At 49.3% G+C, this 20,149-nt stretch carries 18 protein-coding genes and 1 pseudogene; 7 read left to right on the top strand and 12 right to left on the bottom strand.

Features of this window, described 5'->3' with window-relative positions; genetic code table 11:
* Positions 1-8 precede the first annotated feature (8 nt).
* A complete protein-coding gene (locus HF324_RS02740; RefSeq protein ID WP_168861875.1) occupies positions 9-1,499 on the top strand; it encodes a SusD/RagB family nutrient-binding outer membrane lipoprotein in 1,491 nt (496 codons plus the stop codon).
* 171 nt (positions 1,500-1,670) lie between these two features.
* Positions 1,671-2,381, top strand: coding sequence for a DUF2490 domain-containing protein (locus HF324_RS02735; protein WP_168809269.1), 711 nt, complete (start codon positions 1,671-1,673; stop codon positions 2,379-2,381).
* A gap of 167 nt (positions 2,382-2,548) precedes the next feature.
* On the opposite strand, the gene HF324_RS02730 is transcribed toward HF324_RS02735, so the two are convergent.
* The 3 genes and pseudogenes from HF324_RS02730 to HF324_RS33835 all read right to left on the bottom strand — a co-directional run bounded on the left by HF324_RS02730 (position 2,549) and on the right by HF324_RS33835 (position 7,482).
* On the bottom strand, positions 2,549-2,995 hold the full coding sequence (locus tag HF324_RS02730; protein ID WP_168809267.1) for a YcxB family protein: 447 nt from the start codon (positions 2,993-2,995) through the stop codon (positions 2,549-2,551).
* 55 nt (positions 2,996-3,050) lie between these two features.
* Positions 3,051-3,605 carry a hypothetical protein gene (locus HF324_RS02725; RefSeq protein WP_168809265.1) on the bottom strand — a complete coding sequence of 185 codons (555 nt, stop codon included), beginning with the start codon at positions 3,603-3,605 and terminating at the stop codon, positions 3,051-3,053.
* 554 nt (positions 3,606-4,159) lie between these two features.
* Positions 4,160-7,482, bottom strand: a pseudogene (locus tag HF324_RS33835) (vitamin B12-dependent ribonucleotide reductase).
* A gap of 332 nt (positions 7,483-7,814) precedes the next feature.
* Here HF324_RS33835 and HF324_RS02715 point away from each other — a divergent pair.
* Entirely contained in the window at positions 7,815-8,324 is a 510-nt protein-coding gene (locus HF324_RS02715; protein ID WP_258539409.1) for a geranylgeranylglyceryl/heptaprenylglyceryl phosphate synthase, read from the top strand.
* Positions 8,288-8,572, top strand: a complete 285-nt coding sequence (locus HF324_RS33520) for a geranylgeranylglyceryl/heptaprenylglyceryl phosphate synthase (RefSeq protein WP_258539408.1) — start codon at positions 8,288-8,290, stop codon at positions 8,570-8,572. Before HF324_RS02715 ends, HF324_RS33520 begins: the two co-directional genes overlap by 37 nt.
* Positions 8,573-8,739: 167 nt before the next feature.
* On the opposite strand, the gene HF324_RS02710 is transcribed toward HF324_RS33520, so the two are convergent.
* Together HF324_RS02710 and HF324_RS02705 are read right to left on the bottom strand one after the other, a co-directional pair.
* Positions 8,740-9,468: a LytR/AlgR family response regulator transcription factor gene (locus tag HF324_RS02710; RefSeq protein ID WP_078669288.1), complete on the bottom strand. Its 729-nt coding sequence runs from the start codon at positions 9,466-9,468 to the stop codon at positions 8,740-8,742.
* A gap of 100 nt (positions 9,469-9,568) precedes the next feature.
* Positions 9,569-10,618, bottom strand: coding sequence for a sensor histidine kinase (locus HF324_RS02705; RefSeq protein ID WP_168809259.1), 1,050 nt, complete (start codon positions 10,616-10,618; stop codon positions 9,569-9,571).
* Positions 10,619-10,893: 275 nt separating this feature from the next.
* On the opposite strand from HF324_RS02705, the gene dxs reads away from it, so the two are divergent.
* The 3 genes from dxs to HF324_RS02690 all read left to right on the top strand — a co-directional run bounded on the left by dxs (position 10,894) and on the right by HF324_RS02690 (position 15,160).
* Positions 10,894-12,768, top strand: coding sequence for a 1-deoxy-D-xylulose-5-phosphate synthase (dxs, locus tag HF324_RS02700; protein ID WP_246269390.1), 1,875 nt, complete (start codon positions 10,894-10,896; stop codon positions 12,766-12,768).
* A gap of 114 nt (positions 12,769-12,882) precedes the next feature.
* Positions 12,883-13,923, top strand: coding sequence for a ferredoxin--NADP reductase (locus HF324_RS02695; RefSeq protein ID WP_168809255.1), 1,041 nt, complete (start codon positions 12,883-12,885; stop codon positions 13,921-13,923).
* A gap of 94 nt (positions 13,924-14,017) precedes the next feature.
* A complete protein-coding gene (locus HF324_RS02690) occupies positions 14,018-15,160 on the top strand; it encodes a PAS domain-containing protein (RefSeq protein ID WP_168809253.1) in 1,143 nt (380 codons plus the stop codon).
* Between the two features lie 6 nt (positions 15,161-15,166).
* Here HF324_RS02690 and HF324_RS02685 read toward each other — a convergent pair whose 3' ends face one another.
* From HF324_RS02685 to HF324_RS02655, 7 genes are all read right to left on the bottom strand, one after another.
* A complete protein-coding gene (locus tag HF324_RS02685) occupies positions 15,167-15,544 on the bottom strand; it encodes a hypothetical protein (protein ID WP_168809251.1) in 378 nt (125 codons plus the stop codon).
* Positions 15,545-15,708: 164 nt separating this feature from the next.
* Positions 15,709-16,422 (bottom strand): HAD-IIB family hydrolase, encoded by a 714-nt coding sequence (locus HF324_RS02680; protein ID WP_168809249.1) that lies wholly within the window; start codon positions 16,420-16,422, stop codon positions 15,709-15,711.
* Between the two features lie 144 nt (positions 16,423-16,566).
* Positions 16,567-17,280 carry a pirin family protein gene (locus HF324_RS02675; protein ID WP_168861874.1) on the bottom strand — a complete coding sequence of 238 codons (714 nt, stop codon included), beginning with the start codon at positions 17,278-17,280 and terminating at the stop codon, positions 16,567-16,569.
* A gap of 138 nt (positions 17,281-17,418) precedes the next feature.
* Positions 17,419-17,829: an OsmC family protein gene (locus HF324_RS02670; protein ID WP_168809245.1), complete on the bottom strand. Its 411-nt coding sequence runs from the start codon at positions 17,827-17,829 to the stop codon at positions 17,419-17,421.
* 187 nt (positions 17,830-18,016) lie between these two features.
* The gene (locus HF324_RS02665; RefSeq protein WP_168809243.1) at positions 18,017-18,646 is read right to left on the bottom strand and encodes an NAD(P)H-dependent oxidoreductase; all 630 of its coding nucleotides are present in this window, start codon (positions 18,644-18,646) and stop codon (positions 18,017-18,019) included.
* An 11-nt stretch (positions 18,647-18,657) separates the two neighbouring features.
* Complete coding sequence (locus HF324_RS02660) at positions 18,658-19,185, bottom strand: YceI family protein (RefSeq protein WP_168861873.1); 528 nt, start codon at positions 19,183-19,185, stop codon at positions 18,658-18,660.
* A gap of 50 nt (positions 19,186-19,235) precedes the next feature.
* The gene (locus tag HF324_RS02655) at positions 19,236-20,108 is read right to left on the bottom strand and encodes a pirin family protein (RefSeq protein ID WP_168861872.1); all 873 of its coding nucleotides are present in this window, start codon (positions 20,106-20,108) and stop codon (positions 19,236-19,238) included.
* Positions 20,109-20,149 lie beyond the last annotated feature (41 nt).

The following is a 20,149-nucleotide window of genomic DNA, read 5'->3' as shown; positions in this document are numbered from 1 at the left end:
TTGTGAAGATGACCAACAAGATATTAAAATATAGCTCCGCTTTACTGCTGCTGGCCGCCTTGGCGTTCACCGGCTGTAAAAAGCTCGACGATATCAATCACGACCCAACCAAACCCACCACTGCGGAACCGCAGTACCTGCTGGCCGGCTCCCAGAAAGCCGCTATGGACGTGCTGTACAGCGGTCTGCAGAACGGGTACATCGCCATGCACTACGCCCAGTACTGGTCTGCCAATTCCCGTACGGACGACAGCCGCTACAAACTGGATGAAGGTAACAATTCCACCCTGTGGAACAACCTCTACCGTATTTCACTGAACAACCTGCAGACCATCGTACGGCAAAACTCCACCAGGCCCGCAACGCCGGAACTGGCCGTTCAGACAGCCATCGCCAGGGTTTCTTCCTGCTGGATCTATCAGATACTGGCCGATGCCTACGGTAATGTGCCGTATTCCGCTACTTTCCAGCTGGATGCCGGCAACCTGAAACCTGCGTACGACGATGCCAAAACTATCTATGGCCGTCTGCTCGATACCCTCCAGGCTCAGATCGCCATATTCGACGCTAATAAAGGCGTAACTGCCACCGGCGACGTGATCTACAACGGCGCCTCCGAGAAATGGGCCAAACTGGCGCACTCCCTGATGCTTCGCATTGCCATACGCATGGCCGACGTTGATGGCGCCAAAGCCAAACAGATCATCGAAGCCCACTACCAGCAGGCGTTTACCAGCAACGATGACAATGCCCAGTTCACTTACCTGAACGCAGCACCCAATAAATTCCCCCACAACGATTCCGAAAGGGAAATCCCGGACTTCTTCGTTAGCGCCACCATGGTGGATTACATGCAGGCTACCGGCGATCCCAGGCTGCCTATCTACGCCCGTCCGTCCAAAGACGACAAAGCACTTAAAGGCATGCCCTACGGCTGGGCCAGCGCCGACGCCACCAGGCCGGCCCCGGGCCGGTTTTCCTACCCCGGCACACAGATCTACAGCGCTACCATGCCAGGTATCCTGATGAACTACGCCGAAGTGGAATTCATCCTGGCGGAAGCCGCCGCCCGCGGCATGAGCGTGGGTGAAGCTTCCACCCACTACGTGAATGGTATCAAAGCCTCTGTCGATTACTGGAAAAAGCTGACCAATAACACCTCCATTACAGACGCCGCCGTTGATAAGTTTGTGGCAGCGGTGCCTTACAACGCGACCGACTGGCGCAATGTGATCGGCACCCAGAAATGGCTGGCGCTGTACCCGCAAGGCTTCCAGGGCTGGTTTGAGAGGACCAGGCTCAATTTCAAAAAACCGGGCGGTCAGGCGCTGTTCATTGCTCCCGTGTCAGGCAGCATGGACCAGTCGGCCCCCTTCGTACCATACCGTCTTACTTACCTTGTTACCGAACAGGCACAAAACCAGGCTGCATATAACGAAGCTGCCAACGCCATCGGTGGCGATCTGAAAGGCACCAAACTGTGGTATAACAAATTCTAAGACATAAGCACTCAACTAAAACAATCAACCGGCGCCTGCTTCTGCAGGCGCCTTTTTTTTGCCGCTCACATGCTGCGGCCGGCGGCTTTACAGCATTTGAAATCTCAAAATCAAAAAATTCATAAATGGTTATATCTTTAGGCCCCCCTATAGTAAGTTTTAAGCGATTTTATGAAGAATGTACTGTTATTACTGGCTGTACTGGCGTTGTCACGCTATGCCGCAGCCCAAGAAACCACGCATGCCTATCAACACTGGTACACTTATTTTGGGAATGTAAAAATCAATCAGCGCTGGGCTGTTCCCTTCGATATACAGGGACGTATCCGTGATGGCATCAGCAACAAAGGGCAACTGCTGATGAGGGGAGGGCTGCAATACACTATTACACCGCAACACCAGGTATTACTCGGATATGCTTTCGTACCTACCTATAACAATATCAGCAATACCTGGCTGCCGGAACACCGGATTTTTGAGCAATATATCTACAAAGCGCCCAAAATCGATATGACGCACCGTTTCCGGCTCGAGCAACGCTGGGTGGCCCAACCCAATAGTCCCGGCGCCCATGCTGCCATCGGCGACTGGAAATACGGCAACCGCCTCCGCTATTTTAACCGGACCCAACTCAATATCCGGCACAAACAGCAATCCACCCGTTATTATGTGGCTCTGCAGGATGAAATATTCCTGAACCTGTGGGGAAATGATATCAGTGATCTTTTCTATGATCAAAACCGTTTTCTGGCTGCCTTTGGGTACAAGTTCAGCGGCTCCCTGAAAGCCGATATCGGCTATATGAACCAGTTTGTGCAGGGCGGAAATGGCGCGCGGAGTATGAACCATATCCTGCACTTCGCGGTTTTCCATAACCTGTAACTGTGAATACTTGATTATCAATGATTTACCTGATATTGTATTATGCCATATTATATATAGTATAATATATAATATTATGGCCGATGATGAAGCCATAGAAAAATCAGGAAAAATATGGGAGGAATGGCAATAAACTGATCTTCAAAAATCAGGTAAATCAGTGATAATCATGCATTCACAGTTGCTGACATATTCTTAAATCCCTGGTAGGCGTCTTCCGTTTTAAAGGCGCTGATGGGGATCAGGAAAAAGGTCTTTTTATCGCGGTAGAGGAAGAAAAATTTTTTGGTTTCCACCACTTTGGTGAAATGATGCCAGCTGATAGCGCGTTCATGGTCGCTGGAACGGGTGGATATCCGGATGCCGTCTTCGGAATAGCGGAGATGAATATCATCCTTGAAGGTAGCGGCTTTATTATAGATAGAAATGGGGAGGAGGTACCAGAAAACAAGTCCCAGCAGAACTACCATGATGGTAATCCCTGAAAGAGCGCCAGGCGTGACCAGGTTGAACATATATCCGGCTACAGTAGCCAGCAGGAGAATAACGAGGGTGTTGCGGAACACCTTGATTTCTCCCCGGTGCAGAAAATGATAGCGTAATGCGTGTAACACATCTCCCTTGTTATAACTAAACTCTAACTGCATCAGGCGCCTGGCAAAACGATTTTTATCTGTTTACGGAAATCGACATAGGATTATCCATTTCATCACGTACAGTAACAGGTGCTTCTTTCTTACGGTTACGCTTCAGCGTGGAAAGATACTCTTCATTGAAGCCCGGAAAGTTCTTCTTGATGAAAAGGAAATATTGTTGCAAGGTCTTCGGGTCCACTTTAAAAGGGAACGCGGGCTCCTTACCACTTCCTTTCAGGAAGTCGTTGGTGTTTATTTTAGTTTCGTTTTGTAAATACCATTTGTATAGGTCCACAATAGCTTTTTCCAACTCCGCTTCATCTACTTTCTCCGTTGTCTCTACCCGGGGGAATAATAACACAAAGTCTTCTACCCTTACAGGCTTGGATTTGTCGTTGTTTTTGGCAGTATTACGGTTATCGTTGTTATCACCGTTTTTATCGCCGTTGTTGTCCTTTTCCTTGTCTTTGTCCCCGTTCTTGAAACCGGTGCTGGTATTGTCTCCATTACCATTCCCGTTACCAGTGTTGGCATTTGCTGATGTGGCTGTGGCCAAAACTACCAACAGCATGAACAACAGCTTTGTCATAAGGCATCCAATTTTTCGAGTCTTAAAAATACAATTATATTCCGAGATTTCTAACCCTGAAAAAAAATACGTATAACCACGTATCCCTGAAAAAACAAAAGCAATGGACGAACCATTGCTTTCGAGAGTCATTTACAGTGCATGATGAATCATGCGGTGTAGGAATATTTGGTTTTTCATAGGACAGTAACCATAATAAAAATTAATACAATAACAAATATAATAAAATTATATGGTGATGGAAGGACAAGTCTAAAAATTAAATAATTTTTAATATGAGATCGAAAAATCTCAGAAATGAAAAATAATGGCCTTTAAATTAGATAAAATAAAATATGAAATTTCCCTGTGTCGGGAGGAGTGAAGAGAAAGTAACCGGTAAAAGGTGCCTAAAACCAGGGTTTTAAAAAAAAGTAAGGGCGCCTAGAAAAGCGCCCTCAATTTGTTACTATCCTATGAAAACCCTATTTGAATACAAAGATAAGTGCATGTTATTTTTCTTTGAAATTTTAAAGGCACAATAACATCTCGTTAACAAGAGTTGCAACATCAAATCAGCTACAACCCATGCTGTTACCGCAATTCAGGCATTTGTAACATGTGCCTGACCGTACAGTAATATGCCCGCAAACGTTACAGGCAGGGGCATCCCGCTGCATGCTGCGCAGATAATCCTGTGTGCTGCTTTCACTCTGATGCGCCGCAACCACTTGCTGCCTGGGCGTTTTGGAGGTATTGGCCGGCTGCCCGCTGCCAACGGTTACGCGCATACCGGATAACGATGGCGATTCTCCCGGCTCATCTTCATCCTCTTCACCTGTATTACCCGGCACGTCCAGCACATGCACCAGGTCTGTACGTCCCAGGTATTCATATCCCAATACCCGGAAAACATAATCTACCAGCGAAGTGGCTGACTTAATATTCGCGTGGTCTACCATACCGGCAGGCTCAAACCGCGTAAACACGAACTTGTCCACAAATTCCTCCAGCGGAACACCGTATTGCAAGCCCACAGAAACAGCTATGGCAAAGCAGTTCATCATACTCCGCAAAGTAGATCCTTCTTTGGCGAGATCAATGAATATCTCTCCCAGTGTACCATCATTGTATTCGCCGGTACGCAGGAAAATAGCCTGTCCGCCTACTTTCGCTTTCTGTGTGAAGCCACCCCGCTTCGATGGCAATGTTTTGCGCTCCACAATGCGGGACAACTGCCGCTTTAAGGTCGTATCCTTGCTGGCCATCATTCGCCGGTTAACTTCCTCCAGCAACTCATCGATGGTGGCCTGCTCCAGGTCAGGCAGCTGAACAGCGGCGGCTGTTATCGCCGGCGCAGCATCTGCTTTTTTCTTCTTCTCACTCTTGTTGCTCAGCGGCTGACTAAGCTTGCTGCCGTCGCGGTAAAGCGCACAGGCCTTGAGCCCCAGCTCCCAACTCAGCATATAGGCATCTGCTATTTCATGTACTTCCGCTTCATGCGGCAGGTTAATGGTTTTTGAAATCGCCCCGGAAATGAAAGGCTGCGCGGCCGCCATCATCCTGATATGGCCGTGCGGATGAATATACCGCTGCCCATGCCGGCCACACTTATTCGCACAATCGAACACCGGCAGATGCGCTTCCTGAAGGTAAGGAGCCCCTTCTACCGTCATAGTGCCACACACATAGTCATTGGCCGCTTCTATCTCTGCATCCTGGAACCCAAGCGCATGCAGCAGGCTGAAATCGAGATTAAAATATTGCTCCGGTACAAAGCCCAGCCTTTGCAGACAAGCCTCTCCGAGCGTATATACGTTGAACACGAAAGAGATGTCGAAAGAAGACACCACCGCAGCATCCAGCTTTTTCAGCTCTTCGGCGATGAAACCTTTTTCACTGAGCGACTGATAATTGATGTAAGGCGCGCCGGCAAAGGAACCGGTACCCTTCGCATAATCCACGATCGCTTTGATCTCATGCGCCTGATAACCCATATGCTGCAGAGCGGTGGGAATAGACTGATTGATGATCTTGAAATATCCGCCGCCGGACAACTTTTTGAACTTTACCAGCGCAAAATCAGGCTCCACGCCCGTCGTATCACAGTCCATCACCAACCCGATAGTGCCGGTCGGTGCAATCACCGTCGTTTGTGCATTCCTGTAACCATGTTTCTCACCAGCCTGCACCGCTTCGTCCCAGGCTCTTGTGGCGGCTTTCAGCAGGTAATCAGGACAATAACGCGCATTGATGCCGCGCGGTGAAATTTCGAGTCCTTCATACGCTTCGGCGGCATCGTAAGCGGCCGCCCGGTGATTACGCATTACGCGCAGCATGTCTTCCCTGTTTTCTGCATACCGCGGAAACGCTCCGAGATGGGACGCCAGTTCCGCGGATGTCTGGTAAGCCACGCCGGTCATAATAGCCGTGATAGCGCCGGCAATGCCCCGCGCTTCTTCGCTGTCATAAGCAATCCCGCTCACCATCAGCATAGAGCCAAGATTGGCATAGCCCAGCCCCAGCGTACGATAGTCGTAACTGAGCTGCGCTACTTCTTTAGAGGGGAACTGCGCCATCAGTACGGAAATCTCCAGCACTGTGGTCCACAGCCGCACGGTGTATTCAAACCCCGGTACATCAAACAGGCTTTTTTCTTCGTCAAAAAAACGCCGCAGGTTCACCGATGCCAGGTTACAGGCGGTATTGTCCAGGAACATGTACTCGGAACAGGGGTTGGAAGCGTTGATACGGCCTCCCTTCGGACAGGTATGCCATTCATTGATAGTGGTATCGTACTGGGTACCCGGATCTGCGCAACGCCAGGCGGCATAGGCGATCTGGTCCCACAGCTCCCGCGCTTTGACTGTCTTCACTGCTTTACCGGTCGTACGGGCTATCAGGTCCCAGTCGCCCTCAACGGCCAGCTGCCGGAAAAAGCTGTTGGGGATACGAACGGAATTATTGGAGTTCTGGCCGGATACGGTCCGGTAAGCCTCACCTTCATAATCGGAAGAATAACCCGCAGCAATCAGTGCTGCCACCTTTTTCTCTTCTTCCACCTTCCAGTTAATAAAGTCCAGCACCTCCGGGTGGTCCAGGTCCAGGCATACCATTTTGGCTGCACGGCGGGTGGTACCGCCCGACTTGATGGCGCCGGCCGCCCGGTCGCCGATCTTCAGAAAACTCATCAGGCCGCTGGAAGTGCCGCCGCCACTCAGTTTTTCACCTTCCCCCGGATATGCGAAAAATTGGTGCCTACACCGGAACCGTATTTGAAAATGCGGGCTTCCCGCATCCAGAGGTCCATAATACCGCCATCACCTACCAGGTCGTCTTCTACACTGAGAATAAAACAGGCATGGGGCTGGGGCCGCTCATAGGCGGATGTCGATTTTTCCAGCTGACCTGTATGCTGCTCCACATAATAATGTCCCTGCGGTTTGCCTTTGATGCCATAACTCTCGTACAGGCCGGAATTGAACCATTGAGGGGAATTAGGCACGCAGGCCTGGTTCAGCATGCTGTATACCAGCTCATCATAAAATATCTGCGCAGCTGCTTCCGAAGCGAAGTAACCATAACGCTCTCCCCAGACGCGCCAGCAATTAGCCATACGGTGTACCACCTGCTTCACCGATGTTTCACGGCCCAGGCTGCCATCTTCCTGTGGTACGCCTGCCTTACGGAAATACTTTTGTGCCAGGATGTCTGTCGCAATCTGCGACCACCCGCGGGGCACTTCTACATTGTTCATTTCAAATACCACATCACCACCGGGGTTACGGATCACCGAAGAGCGGAGGTCATACTCAAACTGTTCATACGGATGCATCCCTTCTTTGGTAAAGAACCGGGAGAAGGCCATGCCAGGCTTGCTGCTTGCTGGATTTTTCATACCCAAAATTTTTCCAGGATTAAAAGAATATATGAAAGGGGGGTATTCTAAAATTAGTTTTTAAATGCCTCGGACAGCCGGATTATTTTGCACAACTTGTGGATAATTGTATCAACACTTTCCGGTCAGGATTGTTATACACCAGACTATAACATAAAATCCGGCTTAAAATTTGTCGTTACTGAAAATTTACCTGTGTGGATGCGCCTTGTAATGCCGTAGGTATCATGAAGTTCATGAATAGAAAATGAATTACATGCATATTTATTTAGCATTGTGGGTTATTAATAAAAATATTATACATTTGCGACAACCGGAACAATGCGCTATTGATGTACAATAAAATATACACTTCGTTCATCGAAAGAAAGGCTAGGAAAGAAAAGGCATTCGCGGTTTTAATTGATCCGGATAAGGTGACCCCTGCTGGTATCATTGAACTTGCGGCAAAATGCACCGCTGCCAAAGTAGATTATATCTTCCTTGGCGGCAGTCTGGTCATCACCAATCATCTGGATGAATGCGTGCAACAATTGAAAGCCAGCTGCGATATTCCTGTTATTTTATTTCCAGGAAGCCCTTCGCAGGTTTCGAGATATGCAGACGCACTCCTTTATCTTTCCATGATTTCAGGCAGAAACCCTGAATTGTTGATCGGTCAGCACGTAGTATCTGCTGCTGCCGTTAAAAAAAGCCAGCTGGAAGTGATTTCCACCGGCTATATGGTTATTGACGGAGGTGCCCCACTACCGTTTCCTACATCAGCAATGCCACCCCCATACCCGCCGACAAAGCGGACATCGCTATGTGCACCGCTATGGCAGGGGAGATGCTGGGCATGAAAGTGATCTATATGGACGCCGGCAGCGGCGCCCGTAACCCGATTACAGAAACCATGATCAGCCGCGTGGCCAGCCAGGTGGAAGTACCCATCATCGTTGGCGGCGGCATCCGCGATGCGGAAAAAGCTTACCGCAACTGCAAAGCCGGCGCCGATATCATCGTAGTAGGCAACGCCATCGAAAACGATCTCTCCCTTATCAAGGAACTGGCAGACGCGGTGCATTCTACCGCCCCCATCACCATTTAGGGATTTTTTGATTTACGATTTTTTTGATTTTGTTCCTCTTAGTGAAGATTCAAAACAAATTAAAATAAAGAAGAAGACCGAAGCGGGCCATAAAAGCTGCTTCGGTCTTCTTCTTTGTCCAATATCAAACGAAATCAAAAAATCGTAAATCAAAAAATTCCTAAATATTACAGGCTCATCATCTCCTTGAACTTAACGGCCTGACGGCGGCTCACCTCGATTTTTTCGCCTCCCTTCATCTCCAGCAGCAGCCCGCCATTGAAGTAAGTATCGATTTTTTCGATCATCCGCAGATTGACGATGTGTTTACGGTTGGCCCGGAAAAACACCCGCTCGTCCAGCCGCTCTTCCAGCGCATTCAACGACTTCAGAATCAACGGTTTATTGGTCTCGAAATACACCCGCGCATAGTTGCCCACGCTCTCAAACAACCGGATCTCCTGCAATTTTACAAACCAGCAGCGGTCGCCGTCTTTCACAAACACCTGGTCATTTTCAGACAACAGGGTGCGTATGCCCCCCGAAGCAGCCAGCCGGTCTTTTTCGTCCTGCTGATGCAGCTTGTGAATGGCGTCCGCCAACCGCTTGGGCTCCACCGGTTTCAGCAAATAATCCAGCGCATTGTACTCAAACGCCTTCAGCGCATATTCGTCATATGCAGTCGTAAAAATCACCTGTGGTGATTTCTCCAGCTCGGCCAGTAAATCAAAACCCGTTTTATCGGGCATCTGGATATCCAGAAACAGCAGGTCGGGATGCAGGTTCTCTATCTTCTCGATACCATCCTTCGCGTTCACTGCTTCACCTACCACCACTATTTCCGGATGGTCTGCCAGCAGTTTTTTCAGTTCACTCCTGGCCAGGCGTTCATCATCTATTATCAATGCTTTTTTCATTGGCAATATGAAGTTTGGTTGATGACAAATATTTTTTAAACATTTAAAGCCATAGCCAGGCAAAATGCCCTGCTATAGCGGTTTCCGAATAACAAGTGCATCAGAGTAACGGCATCACCACCCTGGCTTCCACCGTTGCCTCGTCTTTATTTCTGATATCAAAGGTAGCCCTGTTTCCGAACAAAAGGCTCAGCCGTTGCCGGGTGCTCTCCAATCCAAAACCATGGCCGTTCAACAGGTTCTTTTCTACCAGTTGCCCCGTATTTTCGATGGTTATTTCATGTTCCATGCCCTTCAGCCGCGAAGCTATAAATACCGACCCGCCGCTGACCATCCGGGAAATACCATGTTTAATGGCGTTTTCCACCAGTGTCTGCAACATCATGGGCGGCACCTGCAGCTCCAGTGTATCAGGATCTATCTCATACCGTACCTGTAACCGCTCCTCAAAACGGATGTGCTCCAGTGCAAGGTAATCTTTTACAATGTTTAATTCATTCTCCAGGCTAACGGTCTCTACCTTTTCTATCGCCATGGAACTGCGCAGAATGTTGGACAATTCTGTGATCGCCGTTCTGGCCCGTTGCGGATTTTCATCCACCAAAGCCCGGATGCTGTTCAGCGCATTAAAGATAAAATGAGGATTCAGCTGTGCTTTAATGGTTTTCAGCTCCAGTTCCTTCACCGTGGCCTCCAGCTTCAGCCGGTCTACCTGCGCCGTCCGGGTCCTGTCCACATAATGCCAGACGAAATAAATCACCCACCAGATAAAAGAGATGGCAAAGGATGACAGATACCCTCTTTCTACCAGCGTCATAAAGAAATTCCCGCCTTTGGGCAGGTTTCCTCCCAGGTAATCCACCAGCAGGTTATTGCCAAAATACCAGGTAAGGTTGGTACAGATAACCAATAACAGGAAGATAACCAATTGTCTTTCAAAGCTGTAGCTTTCCCATCCCTTGAGCTTGTTCAGGAGGGTCCGGAACAGATGGGTAGCAGCAATACCGGAAATGATAAAAATGATCAGATAGACTGTCACGACAGACAGATCTGCCTTTTTCAAAGTGAAGTTGAAGAATAATGTGACCAGAAAATACACCGACCATCCCAACAATTGCCCCCACCAATATTTGGATACTTGTTTAAGCATTCATTCAAATTAGTAAACTTCCCCAGTTTACCAAAAATACCTTAAGGCCCTCCCCACGGGAACCTAAATGTTATAAATGGCGAATCAGAACCGGTAAATGGCGAATCCATCGTACCGAATGGCGGATTAACAGGAATTACGGCGTTTTTCCCGCCAAATGTCGTCAGATAACACTTATTTTTTAGTAGTTTTGTTTTTAATTAAACCCTGAACCATCAAAGAATATGAATATCACGGCCGGTTCACTTTTAAGCCAGATAAACTCCCCAGCGGATTTGAGAAAGCTGAGTAAAGATCAGCTGCATCAGGTGTGCGAGGAACTGCGTCAGTACATTATTGACGTAGTAAGTGTACATGGCGGCCACTTTGCCGCCAGCCTGGGTGTGGTGGAGCTCTCAGTAGCCCTCCACTATGTCTTCAATACTCCTTATGACCAACTTGTGTGGGACGTAGGGCACCAGGCTTATGGACATAAAATTCTTACCGGCCGGCGCGATGCCTTTCCGACCAACCGGAAATACAAAGGCCTCAGCGGGTTTCCCAAAAGAGACGAAAGCGAATACGATACTTTCGGCGTAGGACACTCTTCCACCTCCATCTCCGCCGCATTGGGCATGGCCATGGCCTCCCACTACAAAGGAGAGCCGGACCGCCAGCACATTGCCGTTATCGGCGATGGCGCCATGACGGCCGGTATGGCGTTCGAAGCGCTCAACCACGCCGGCGTGGCCAATGCCAACGTGCTCATTATCCTCAACGATAACTGCATGTCCATTGACCCCAATGTGGGCGCACTCAAAGAATACCTGACAGACATCACCACATCTCCCACCTACAACAAATTACGGGACGATGTATGGCACCTGCTCGGCAAACTGCCGGTAGGCAAACGCTTCACCCGCGAAATGGCCTCCAAACTGGAAGCTTCCCTCAAAGGCGTGGTATCCAAATCCAGCAACCTCTTTGAATCACTCCAGCTGCGATACTTCGGTCCGATCGATGGCCATAACATCACTAAACTGACCGATACGCTCCAGGACCTGAAGGATATTCCCGGCCCTAAACTGCTGCATATCGTTACCACCAAAGGTAAAGGCTATGCCCTCGCAGAAAAGGACCAGACCACCTGGCATGCACCGGGCCTCTTCGATAAAATCACCGGCGAAATCTTTAAAAAACCGGTCGACAGGCCACAACCACCCAAATACCAGGACGTTTTTGGCCATACTATCATCGAACTGGCAGAGAAAAACGATAAAATCATCGGTATCACACCTGCCATGCCTTCCGGCTCCTCCCTCAAATTCATGATGGAGAAAATGCCCGGCCGCGCCTTCGACGTAGGTATCTGCGAACAACACGCCGTTACCCTCTCCGCCGGTATGGCTACACAAGGCATGCGCGTGTTCTGTAACATTTACTCCTCTTTCTTCCAGCGTGCTTTCGATCAGGCCGTACATGACGTGGCCATCCAGCATCTGCCGGTGATCTTCTGCCTCGACAGGGCAGGCCTGGTAGGAGAAGACGGTCCCACCCACCACGGCGCCTACGATATTGCCTACATGCGCAGTATCCCCAACGTGATCATCAGCGCTCCCATGAACGAAGAAGAGCTGCGTAACCTGATGTACAGCGCCCAACTGGAAGAAAATACCCATCCGTACGTGATCCGCTATCCACGCGGACAAGGCGTAATGCCCGAATGGCGCACTCCTTTCAAAGCCATCAAAGCCGGCACCGGCCGCAAAGTCCGCGACGGTAAAGAAGTGGCCATCCTGTCCTTCGGTCATGTAGGCAACTTCGTAACAGAAGCCTGCAAAGAGCTGATCAGCGACGGACTGCAGCCCGCCCACTACGATCTCCGTTTCGTGAAACCACTGGATGAAGCAATGCTGCACGAGGTGTTCCGCAACTTCAGCAAAGTGATCACCGTGGAAGACGGCGCCATCATCGGCGGCGTAGGCAGCGCTGTAGTGGAATTCATGTCAAAACATAACTACCACGCACAGGTGAAAATGCTCGGCATCCCCGACAGAATCGTGGAACACGGCAAACCGGAAGAACTGTACCGCGAATGCGGCTACGATCCCGCCGGCATCGCCCAGGCCACCCGGGAAATGCTGGGGGAAAAAATCACCGTCACTATATAATTACGGATTACGAATTACGAATTACGAATTGAGGGCTTTCTTATAGAGCGGTTATTCATTAACCTTTCATAAAAAGGCCCTCAATTCGTAATTCGTAATTCGTAATTTTGTGAAATGTATTTGCAACTAAGGATTGTCGATATAAAGAAAGAAACACCCGGCACCAACACCTACTACCTCGAAAACACCGTCCCGGAACCTGTAGCGTATCAGGCCGGACAATTCCTTACGTTCATCATCCCACTCGGAGACAAAGAGCATCGCCGTTCTTATTCCTTCAGCTCTACCCCCGGCATCGACCCGCTCATGGCTGTCACCATCCGCGAAAAAGAAAACGGGGAGATATCCCGCCACCTGCTGCGTACCTGGAAAACCGGCGATATTATAACGGCCGTAGAACCCTCCGGCAGATTCACCTTCGAACCCTCACCGGAAAAACGAGATATCTTCCTCCTCGCCGCAGGCAGCGGCATCACGCCGGTATTCTCCCTGCTGAAACAAATGCTGAGGGATGAACCAGCCGCTGAGATTACGCTCATCTACAGCAACAGCTCACCGGAAAGGACTATTTTCTACGAGCAGCTGCGGACGCTGGAACAACAACATCCCCGCCTCAGGGTCCTCTTCCTTTTCAGCAACGACCCCGACAGCCACCATGCCTACCGCCGGCTGAATAATATCCTGCTGGAACTGCTGGTCAACGAACACCTGCTGTATCATAAAGACGCCACACAGTTCTTCCTTTGCGGCCCCCCGGAATATATGCGCATGGTGCTGCTTACACTGCATTTTATGGGCTTTAAAGACGCCCAGCTGCATAAAGAAAATTTCGTCATCACCACCGAAGCCAAACTGGCCAGGACCACTATTCCCACAGACAACACACCCCGGGAAGTGAACATCCTGCTGCGCAACGAAACCTATACGCTGGCAGTGCCTGCTAATCAAACCATCCTCAGCTACGCGCTGGAACACGACGTGCCGCTGCCTTACAGCTGCAAGGGCGGCGTATGCGGCTCCTGCACCGCCCAATGCACCGGCGGGAAGGTCTGGATGTCCGTCAATGAAGTGCTGACCGATAAAGAACTGGCTGAAGGACTTATCCTCACTTGCGTGGGCTACCCCGCCAGTGAAAAAGTCGACATCGAATTATAGTTAATCAAAATGTAAATAGTTTTATTAATCATATCACTCTGATTATTATTTTTTACATGCGACTATTTTCATTAAATTTTAGCAAATTCGAGAAATGCAACGCTCCCCGATTAAGATGGCAGGTTTGTGTTTGCTTTTTGTAATCATTGTTATCAATGGTTATCTCCTTACCGGAAGCGAATCATCCACTCAAAAAACCTGGCTTATCCTCAATGAAATTGTACTGTGCAGCGCATTTGTGCTGTTAACCGCCACGCTTATACGTAAACAACCGGTATCACAGTTCGAAAACCTGTATATCAATCACCCCATCCCTATGTGGATCTACGAAAAGGACACCCTCCGTTTCCTGTTCGTAAACGAAGCAGCCTGTAAAAAATACGGCTATACACGCCATGAATTCCTCGCCCTTACCATCAAAGACATACGGGAAAACGAAGAGCTCGACGCGTTGATGGACAATGTCCGGGAGCGCTGCAACGGCACAGAATACCGGGGCATCTGGAAACACCGCCGCAAAAGCGGTGAGAACTTCTTCGTGGAGATCTACGCGCACTCCGCTTTCTACGAAGGCAAAGAAGCCCGCTTTATCATGGCAAAAGATGTGGATGAACAAGTGCGGGCCGCCAAAGAAGCGCATCAGCTGGGTGTCCGGTATGAACTGCTGGCACAGGCCACCAACGACGCCCTCTATGACCGTAATCTCATTACTAACGAGGTGCTCTGGAAACACGGTCTGGAAAGCATGTTTCAACATCCTACCCAGCCGGACACCGACCTGTTTGTATGGTGGAAATCCAATATCCATCCGGCAGACGGTCCTGTTGTCATGAGCTCCCTCGACACCTGCCTGCAAAACAGGACCAGTTCCTGGTCACAGCAATACCGCTTCCGCTCCGCTGACGGCACCTTTAAATACGTGGTGGACCGGGCGTTCATCATCTATGAAAACGACCAGCCCACCCGCATGATAGGCATCGTACAGGATATCGACCAGTACGTAAAACAGGCAGTACGCCTGGAAAAACAGAATAAAACCCTGAGGGAAATCGCCTGGATCAACTCACATGAAATACGCAGGCCGGTGGTATCCATCCTTAGTATCACCAACCTGTTTGATAAAAGCAACCAGGACGTGCATCTCAACTCCCGGCTGATGGAATGGCTGCATCAGTCCACCCGGCAGTTGGATGAAATCATTCACAAGATTGAACACAAGGTGAAAAACATCGAATAATACCGGCTACAGTTCACTGTCCATAAAATGGTTGAAATCTGCTTTCAGCTCCATAAATAGTTTCTGGAAAATCTCCATACGGTTGGACATGGTGTCGTAGTCACAGATGGGCCGGTCGTCGTGGATAACCGTGGCTGACTGGGCCGAGAGCTTTTTGGCGCATTGTTTAAGATCGTGGTACATTTCGTCGGCAACTTCCCGCTGCCGTAACAAACGGTTCTCAAAACGTTCAACGTTTGTCATTACTTCCCGGGGCGCGGAACTGAGGGCTATTTGTTCCAGGCGCTCCCGCATCATTTTTACGTCTTCTCTTACTTCATTTACTTCCTCTTTCCAGGAATTGATCTGTTCTGTCAGATCTGTTGGCTGTGTTGTAATTTCCATGGTGTATTGATTTAGCCATTAACAATAATGATTCATCATTACCCAAGCAGTTTTTCCGATATCCACTTAGCAGTATATATCCCCACTGTTAACAAAGATCCACTTCTAAGTTACAACCTTTTTCAATGCCTCCCTCACAACTTTTGCCGTTCTTCCGGTATTGTTTATAAATATCTGCCGAATTCCGGGAACCACGCCATCGCCTCCAGAATGCCCCCCGTACCGATGCGGCCGGCTTGCAGCACATTGCGCATGCCCGCAGTACGGGTCAGCAGTTCAGGTTCAGCGCCGCCCACGACCACGCCTTTGAATCCCATCTCATACATGGAAAAATCATTCATCGTATCGCCGGCTACCAGCACCTCATGATGCGGCAACGACAGCACTCCTAACAGTTGCTGCAACGTATTCCCCTTGTTGACGCCGCGCGGAAGAATATCCAGGTATTTTCCGGCAGACAGCACCAGGTCGCAATGCAATGATTCCGCGATCTCACGCGCAGTGTCAATATCCGTGGCGTCGTCGTAATAATAAGAGCAGCGGTACTGCTGATGCGCATCCTGATGCAGCAAGCCTTTTACCGCCTTCAGCTGCTCCCGTACATGATCGCCCGGCCACAGCCTGGCAATATCCGACTGCACAGGCTCTACCGATACCAGCGAAGCCAGGTGCGTTACAGTGGCGCCTACATCACAAATAATGTATTCCGGACGGGGGAGGTACGGATCTTCCAGTAAAGTCAGCACACTACGTATACCCCTTCCCGTTACAAACACCAGTTGAATGTCTTCCCGGCTGCGGACCAGCTCGTATAACTGTTCTTTGTCAGCCGCGGAGCCGGCCAGGAATGTTCCGTCTAAATCTGTTGCTAATAACATCTTGATAGTCGTCTGTTGACCGGTAATATAAAAAGTATGTTCCGGGAATACAAACCCCGGTTGGATGTTTAACAAAAATAAAAAACAAGAGACCGCCGGAAAGACGGTCTCTTGTGTATAATATTCATATCATGAGGCGGAAAATTAATTCAGCATCGGTACGTCTATCAGCAGGAACGTTGCAGGTTTCAACACTTCCACGGTTGCTTTTTCGTAATCAGACAAACCAATCGCATCGCGTGTTTGCAAAACTTCGTCCGCTACTTTTATCTCTCCGCTGAGGAGAAAGAGGTAACTGCCGGCACCCGGCTGCTTCGGTGTCAGTGCTACTTTTTGCCCTGCTTCAAAATTACCGAGAGAAAACCAGGCATCCTGATGAAGCTGCAGCGCCTGTTGCCGGCCGTCCGGCGCTACTACCACTTGCAGTGCATTGTGGCGGGCGGCAGGATCAAAAGTGCGTTGATCGTAACGCGGTGTTATATTCCTTTCTTTCGGGAACACCCATATCTGCAGGAAGCTTACGTCTTCTGTTTTGGATGCATTGAACTCGGAATGCACGATACCACTGCCGGCACTCATCACCTGTACGTCGTTTTTCTTTATAACGCCCCTGGTGCCGGTATTATCGCGGTGCTCCAGGCTGCCCTCCAGCACAATGGAAACGATCTCCATATTGTCGTGCGGGTGCGCGCCAAAGCCCATACCGCCTTTCACCTGGTCGTCGTTCAGCACACGCAATGCGCCGAAATGAATTTTATCGGGGTTATAATAATTGGCGAAGCTGAAAGAATGATGGCTTTTCAACCAGCCATGATTGGCGTATCCCCGCTCGTCTGCACGTTGTATAATCTTTTTCATAGCTATTGTTCTCCTTTTTTACAATACAAAGGTCGGGATTAAAGGAGGGGATTAAAATGGATGATCTGTTGAAAAACGTGGACAAAAAAAATGCAGCGGATAACCGCTGCATTTCCCATAAAATCTATTGAACAATGGTTATACCAGTACGGCATCCATGGTGATGTTGGTGTTCAGCAGTTTGCTGATAGGGCAGTTGGCTTTTGCATCTGCCGCCATTTCAGCGAACTTGGCAGCATCCAGGCCGGGAACGCTGGCTTTTACTTCCAGGTGGCTGGAGGTAATAGCGCCGTTTTCCAGGGTGATGGTGCATTTGGTGTCGATGTTACCCGGGGTTAAACCGGCGCCGGAGATCACGAAGCTCAGTTTCATAGTGAAACAACCGGCATGAGCCGCGGCAATCAGTTCCTCCGGATTGGTGCCTACGCCTTCCTCAAAACGGCTGCTGTAGGAGTATTGGGTACTGTTCAATACGGTTGACTGGGAAGTAACGGTACCTTTACCTTCTTTACCTGTGCCTTGCCAGTTGGCAGTTGCAAATCTTTTCATGTTATTATACTTTAAATAATTTGAGGTGATTAATCTGTGTAGAGGCCTCAAATTACAAAAATAAACAGGATTATCATGATCAAAAAAATAACCCGGCAGGTTCCCGCCGGGTTATGACAATCTCTCCTGGTTCTTCTTCTCGATCTTCGTTCATCCGGTGAATCAGCTGTAATCCTGTCTGTCACAGTTAAATAACTTCCACTAATTCAGCGATTGGTTTTCTCACTTTCTTCGCATATTGCATCGTATCGTCTTCCGCTCTGAAACCAATGGCCGCAATCACTACAGTTGCCAGTCCTTTATCCTTAAGTCCTAAAATTTCGTCGTATTGAGCGGCATCGAAACCTTCCATCGGGCAGGCGTCGATACCTTCGGCAGCGGCGGCCGTCAGCAGGGTGCCCAGCGCCAGGTATGCCTGTTTGGATGTCCATACGGCGGCACTGGCTGCGTCCAGCCTGTTGACCGTGCCTTTCATCACCCCGGCAAAACCGGCAAGATCTTCCGGATTGATATTACGCGTAGCGGCTATATTGTTCGTATAATCGTCTACGTGGGATTCGTTCAGGTCGCTCACCCGGGCAAACACAACCAGATGCGAGGCATCGGTGATCTGTGACTGGTTCCAGGAGGCCGCCTTCAGTCTTTCCCTGATGGCAGGGTTTTCAACGATCAGCACTTTATAAGGCTGCAGGCCGTAAGAAGAGGCCGACAACCGGGTGGCCGCGGTCATCCTGTCCAACTGGGCGGCTGTCAGTTTCTTCGCCGGGTCAAACTTCTTCACAGCATAACGCCATTCCAGTTTTTGTATAATATCCATCGTCGTTCTTTTTATGCTTGTTTGATCATTTGTACGCTGGCCAGCAGTTTCACTTCATCGCTCAGCAACACACCGCCTGTTTCTGTGGTGGCGTGGAAAGTAAGACCGAAGTCCTTACGGTTGATTTTACCGCTCAACTCAAAGCCTGCTTTGGTTTGGCCCCACGGGTCCACTACTTCACCGCCAAATTCCACCTTCAGTTCTACCGGACGGGTATTATCACGGATGGTCAGATCACCGATCAGTTTATAGGTCTCGTCATCGATCTTTTTCACTTCTTTGGAAACGAACTGCAGTTTGGGATACTGAGCGGCATCAAAAAAATCGGCTGCCAGCAGGTGCTCGTCACGTTGTGCGTTCTGTGTGGTAACACTGTTGATATCGGCGCTGAAAGAAATATTCGCAGTGCTGAAATCGTTACCTTCTGTTTGCATGGTAGCGTCGAACATACCGAACTGGCCGGTAACGGTAGTGATCATCAGGTGTTTTACTTTAAACTGTACATCACTATGGGTGGGATCAATTTTCCAGGTTGTCATACAAATATGTTTTGTGTTGTTTTTTATAAATAGATGTTTATTGTTCGTGATTAATTCAGAAAGCCCATTTTACCGGCGTTGTAATCGTTGATGGCTTCGTTGATTTCCTCCGGTGTGTTCATCACAAAAGGACCATACGCCACAATCGGTTCGTTGATCGGTTCGCCGCTCAACAATAACATGCTGGTGTCTGCAAGCGCGGTGATAGTGATATCGGTACCGTCATGCTCAAAGAGAACGGTTTCCACGCCCTTGGCCCCACTTCCGTTGAGGTCCGCTTCACCCTGCATCACCACCGCGATGGTGTTAAAATGCGCCGGGAAAGCCACTTCTATGGTATCGCCCTTTTTAAGCTGCACATCCAGTACGTTAACAGGGGAGAAGGTTTGGGCAGCGCCTTTGACATCATTATATTCACCTGCAATCACTCTTATATATCCTTCTTCGCTGACTTTCACCACGGGTATTTCCGCTTTGGTGAGATTCTGATAACCGGGTTTGCCGTTTTTATAAGCTTTCGGAAGATTTACCCACAACTGGGCCATCTCCACTTTACCACCCCGTTTACTGAATTCCGTTTCATGCTTTTCTTCGTGCACGATACCGGAAGCGGCGGTCATCCACTGTACGTCGCCGGGAGCCAGTTTACCATGACTGCCGGTAGAGTCGCGGTGTTCCAGTTCGCCCTGATATACCACGGTAACGGTTTCAAACCCTTTGTGCGGGTGCTGGTCCACGCCACGCGGTCTGTTGGTGGGCGGGAAATAACTGGGCGCGCCATAGTCCATCAGGATAAAAGGGCTGACCGGGTTGTTCTGGGAACGGGTACCGCCAGGCAGTACGCTATGGACCCTGAATCCGTCGCCCACCATATGGGGAGCAGGTGCTGTTAAAATCTGACTTACATGTTTTATGTTTTTCATTACTGCCTCCTTTAAAAGACAACACAAAAATACATGTTACA

Origin of the sequence: Chitinophaga oryzae, from assembly GCF_012516375.2 — a bacterium.
GTDB lineage: Bacteria > Bacteroidota > Bacteroidia > Chitinophagales > Chitinophagaceae > Chitinophaga > Chitinophaga oryzae.
This window is presented reverse-complemented; position numbering and strand designations above follow the sequence as displayed.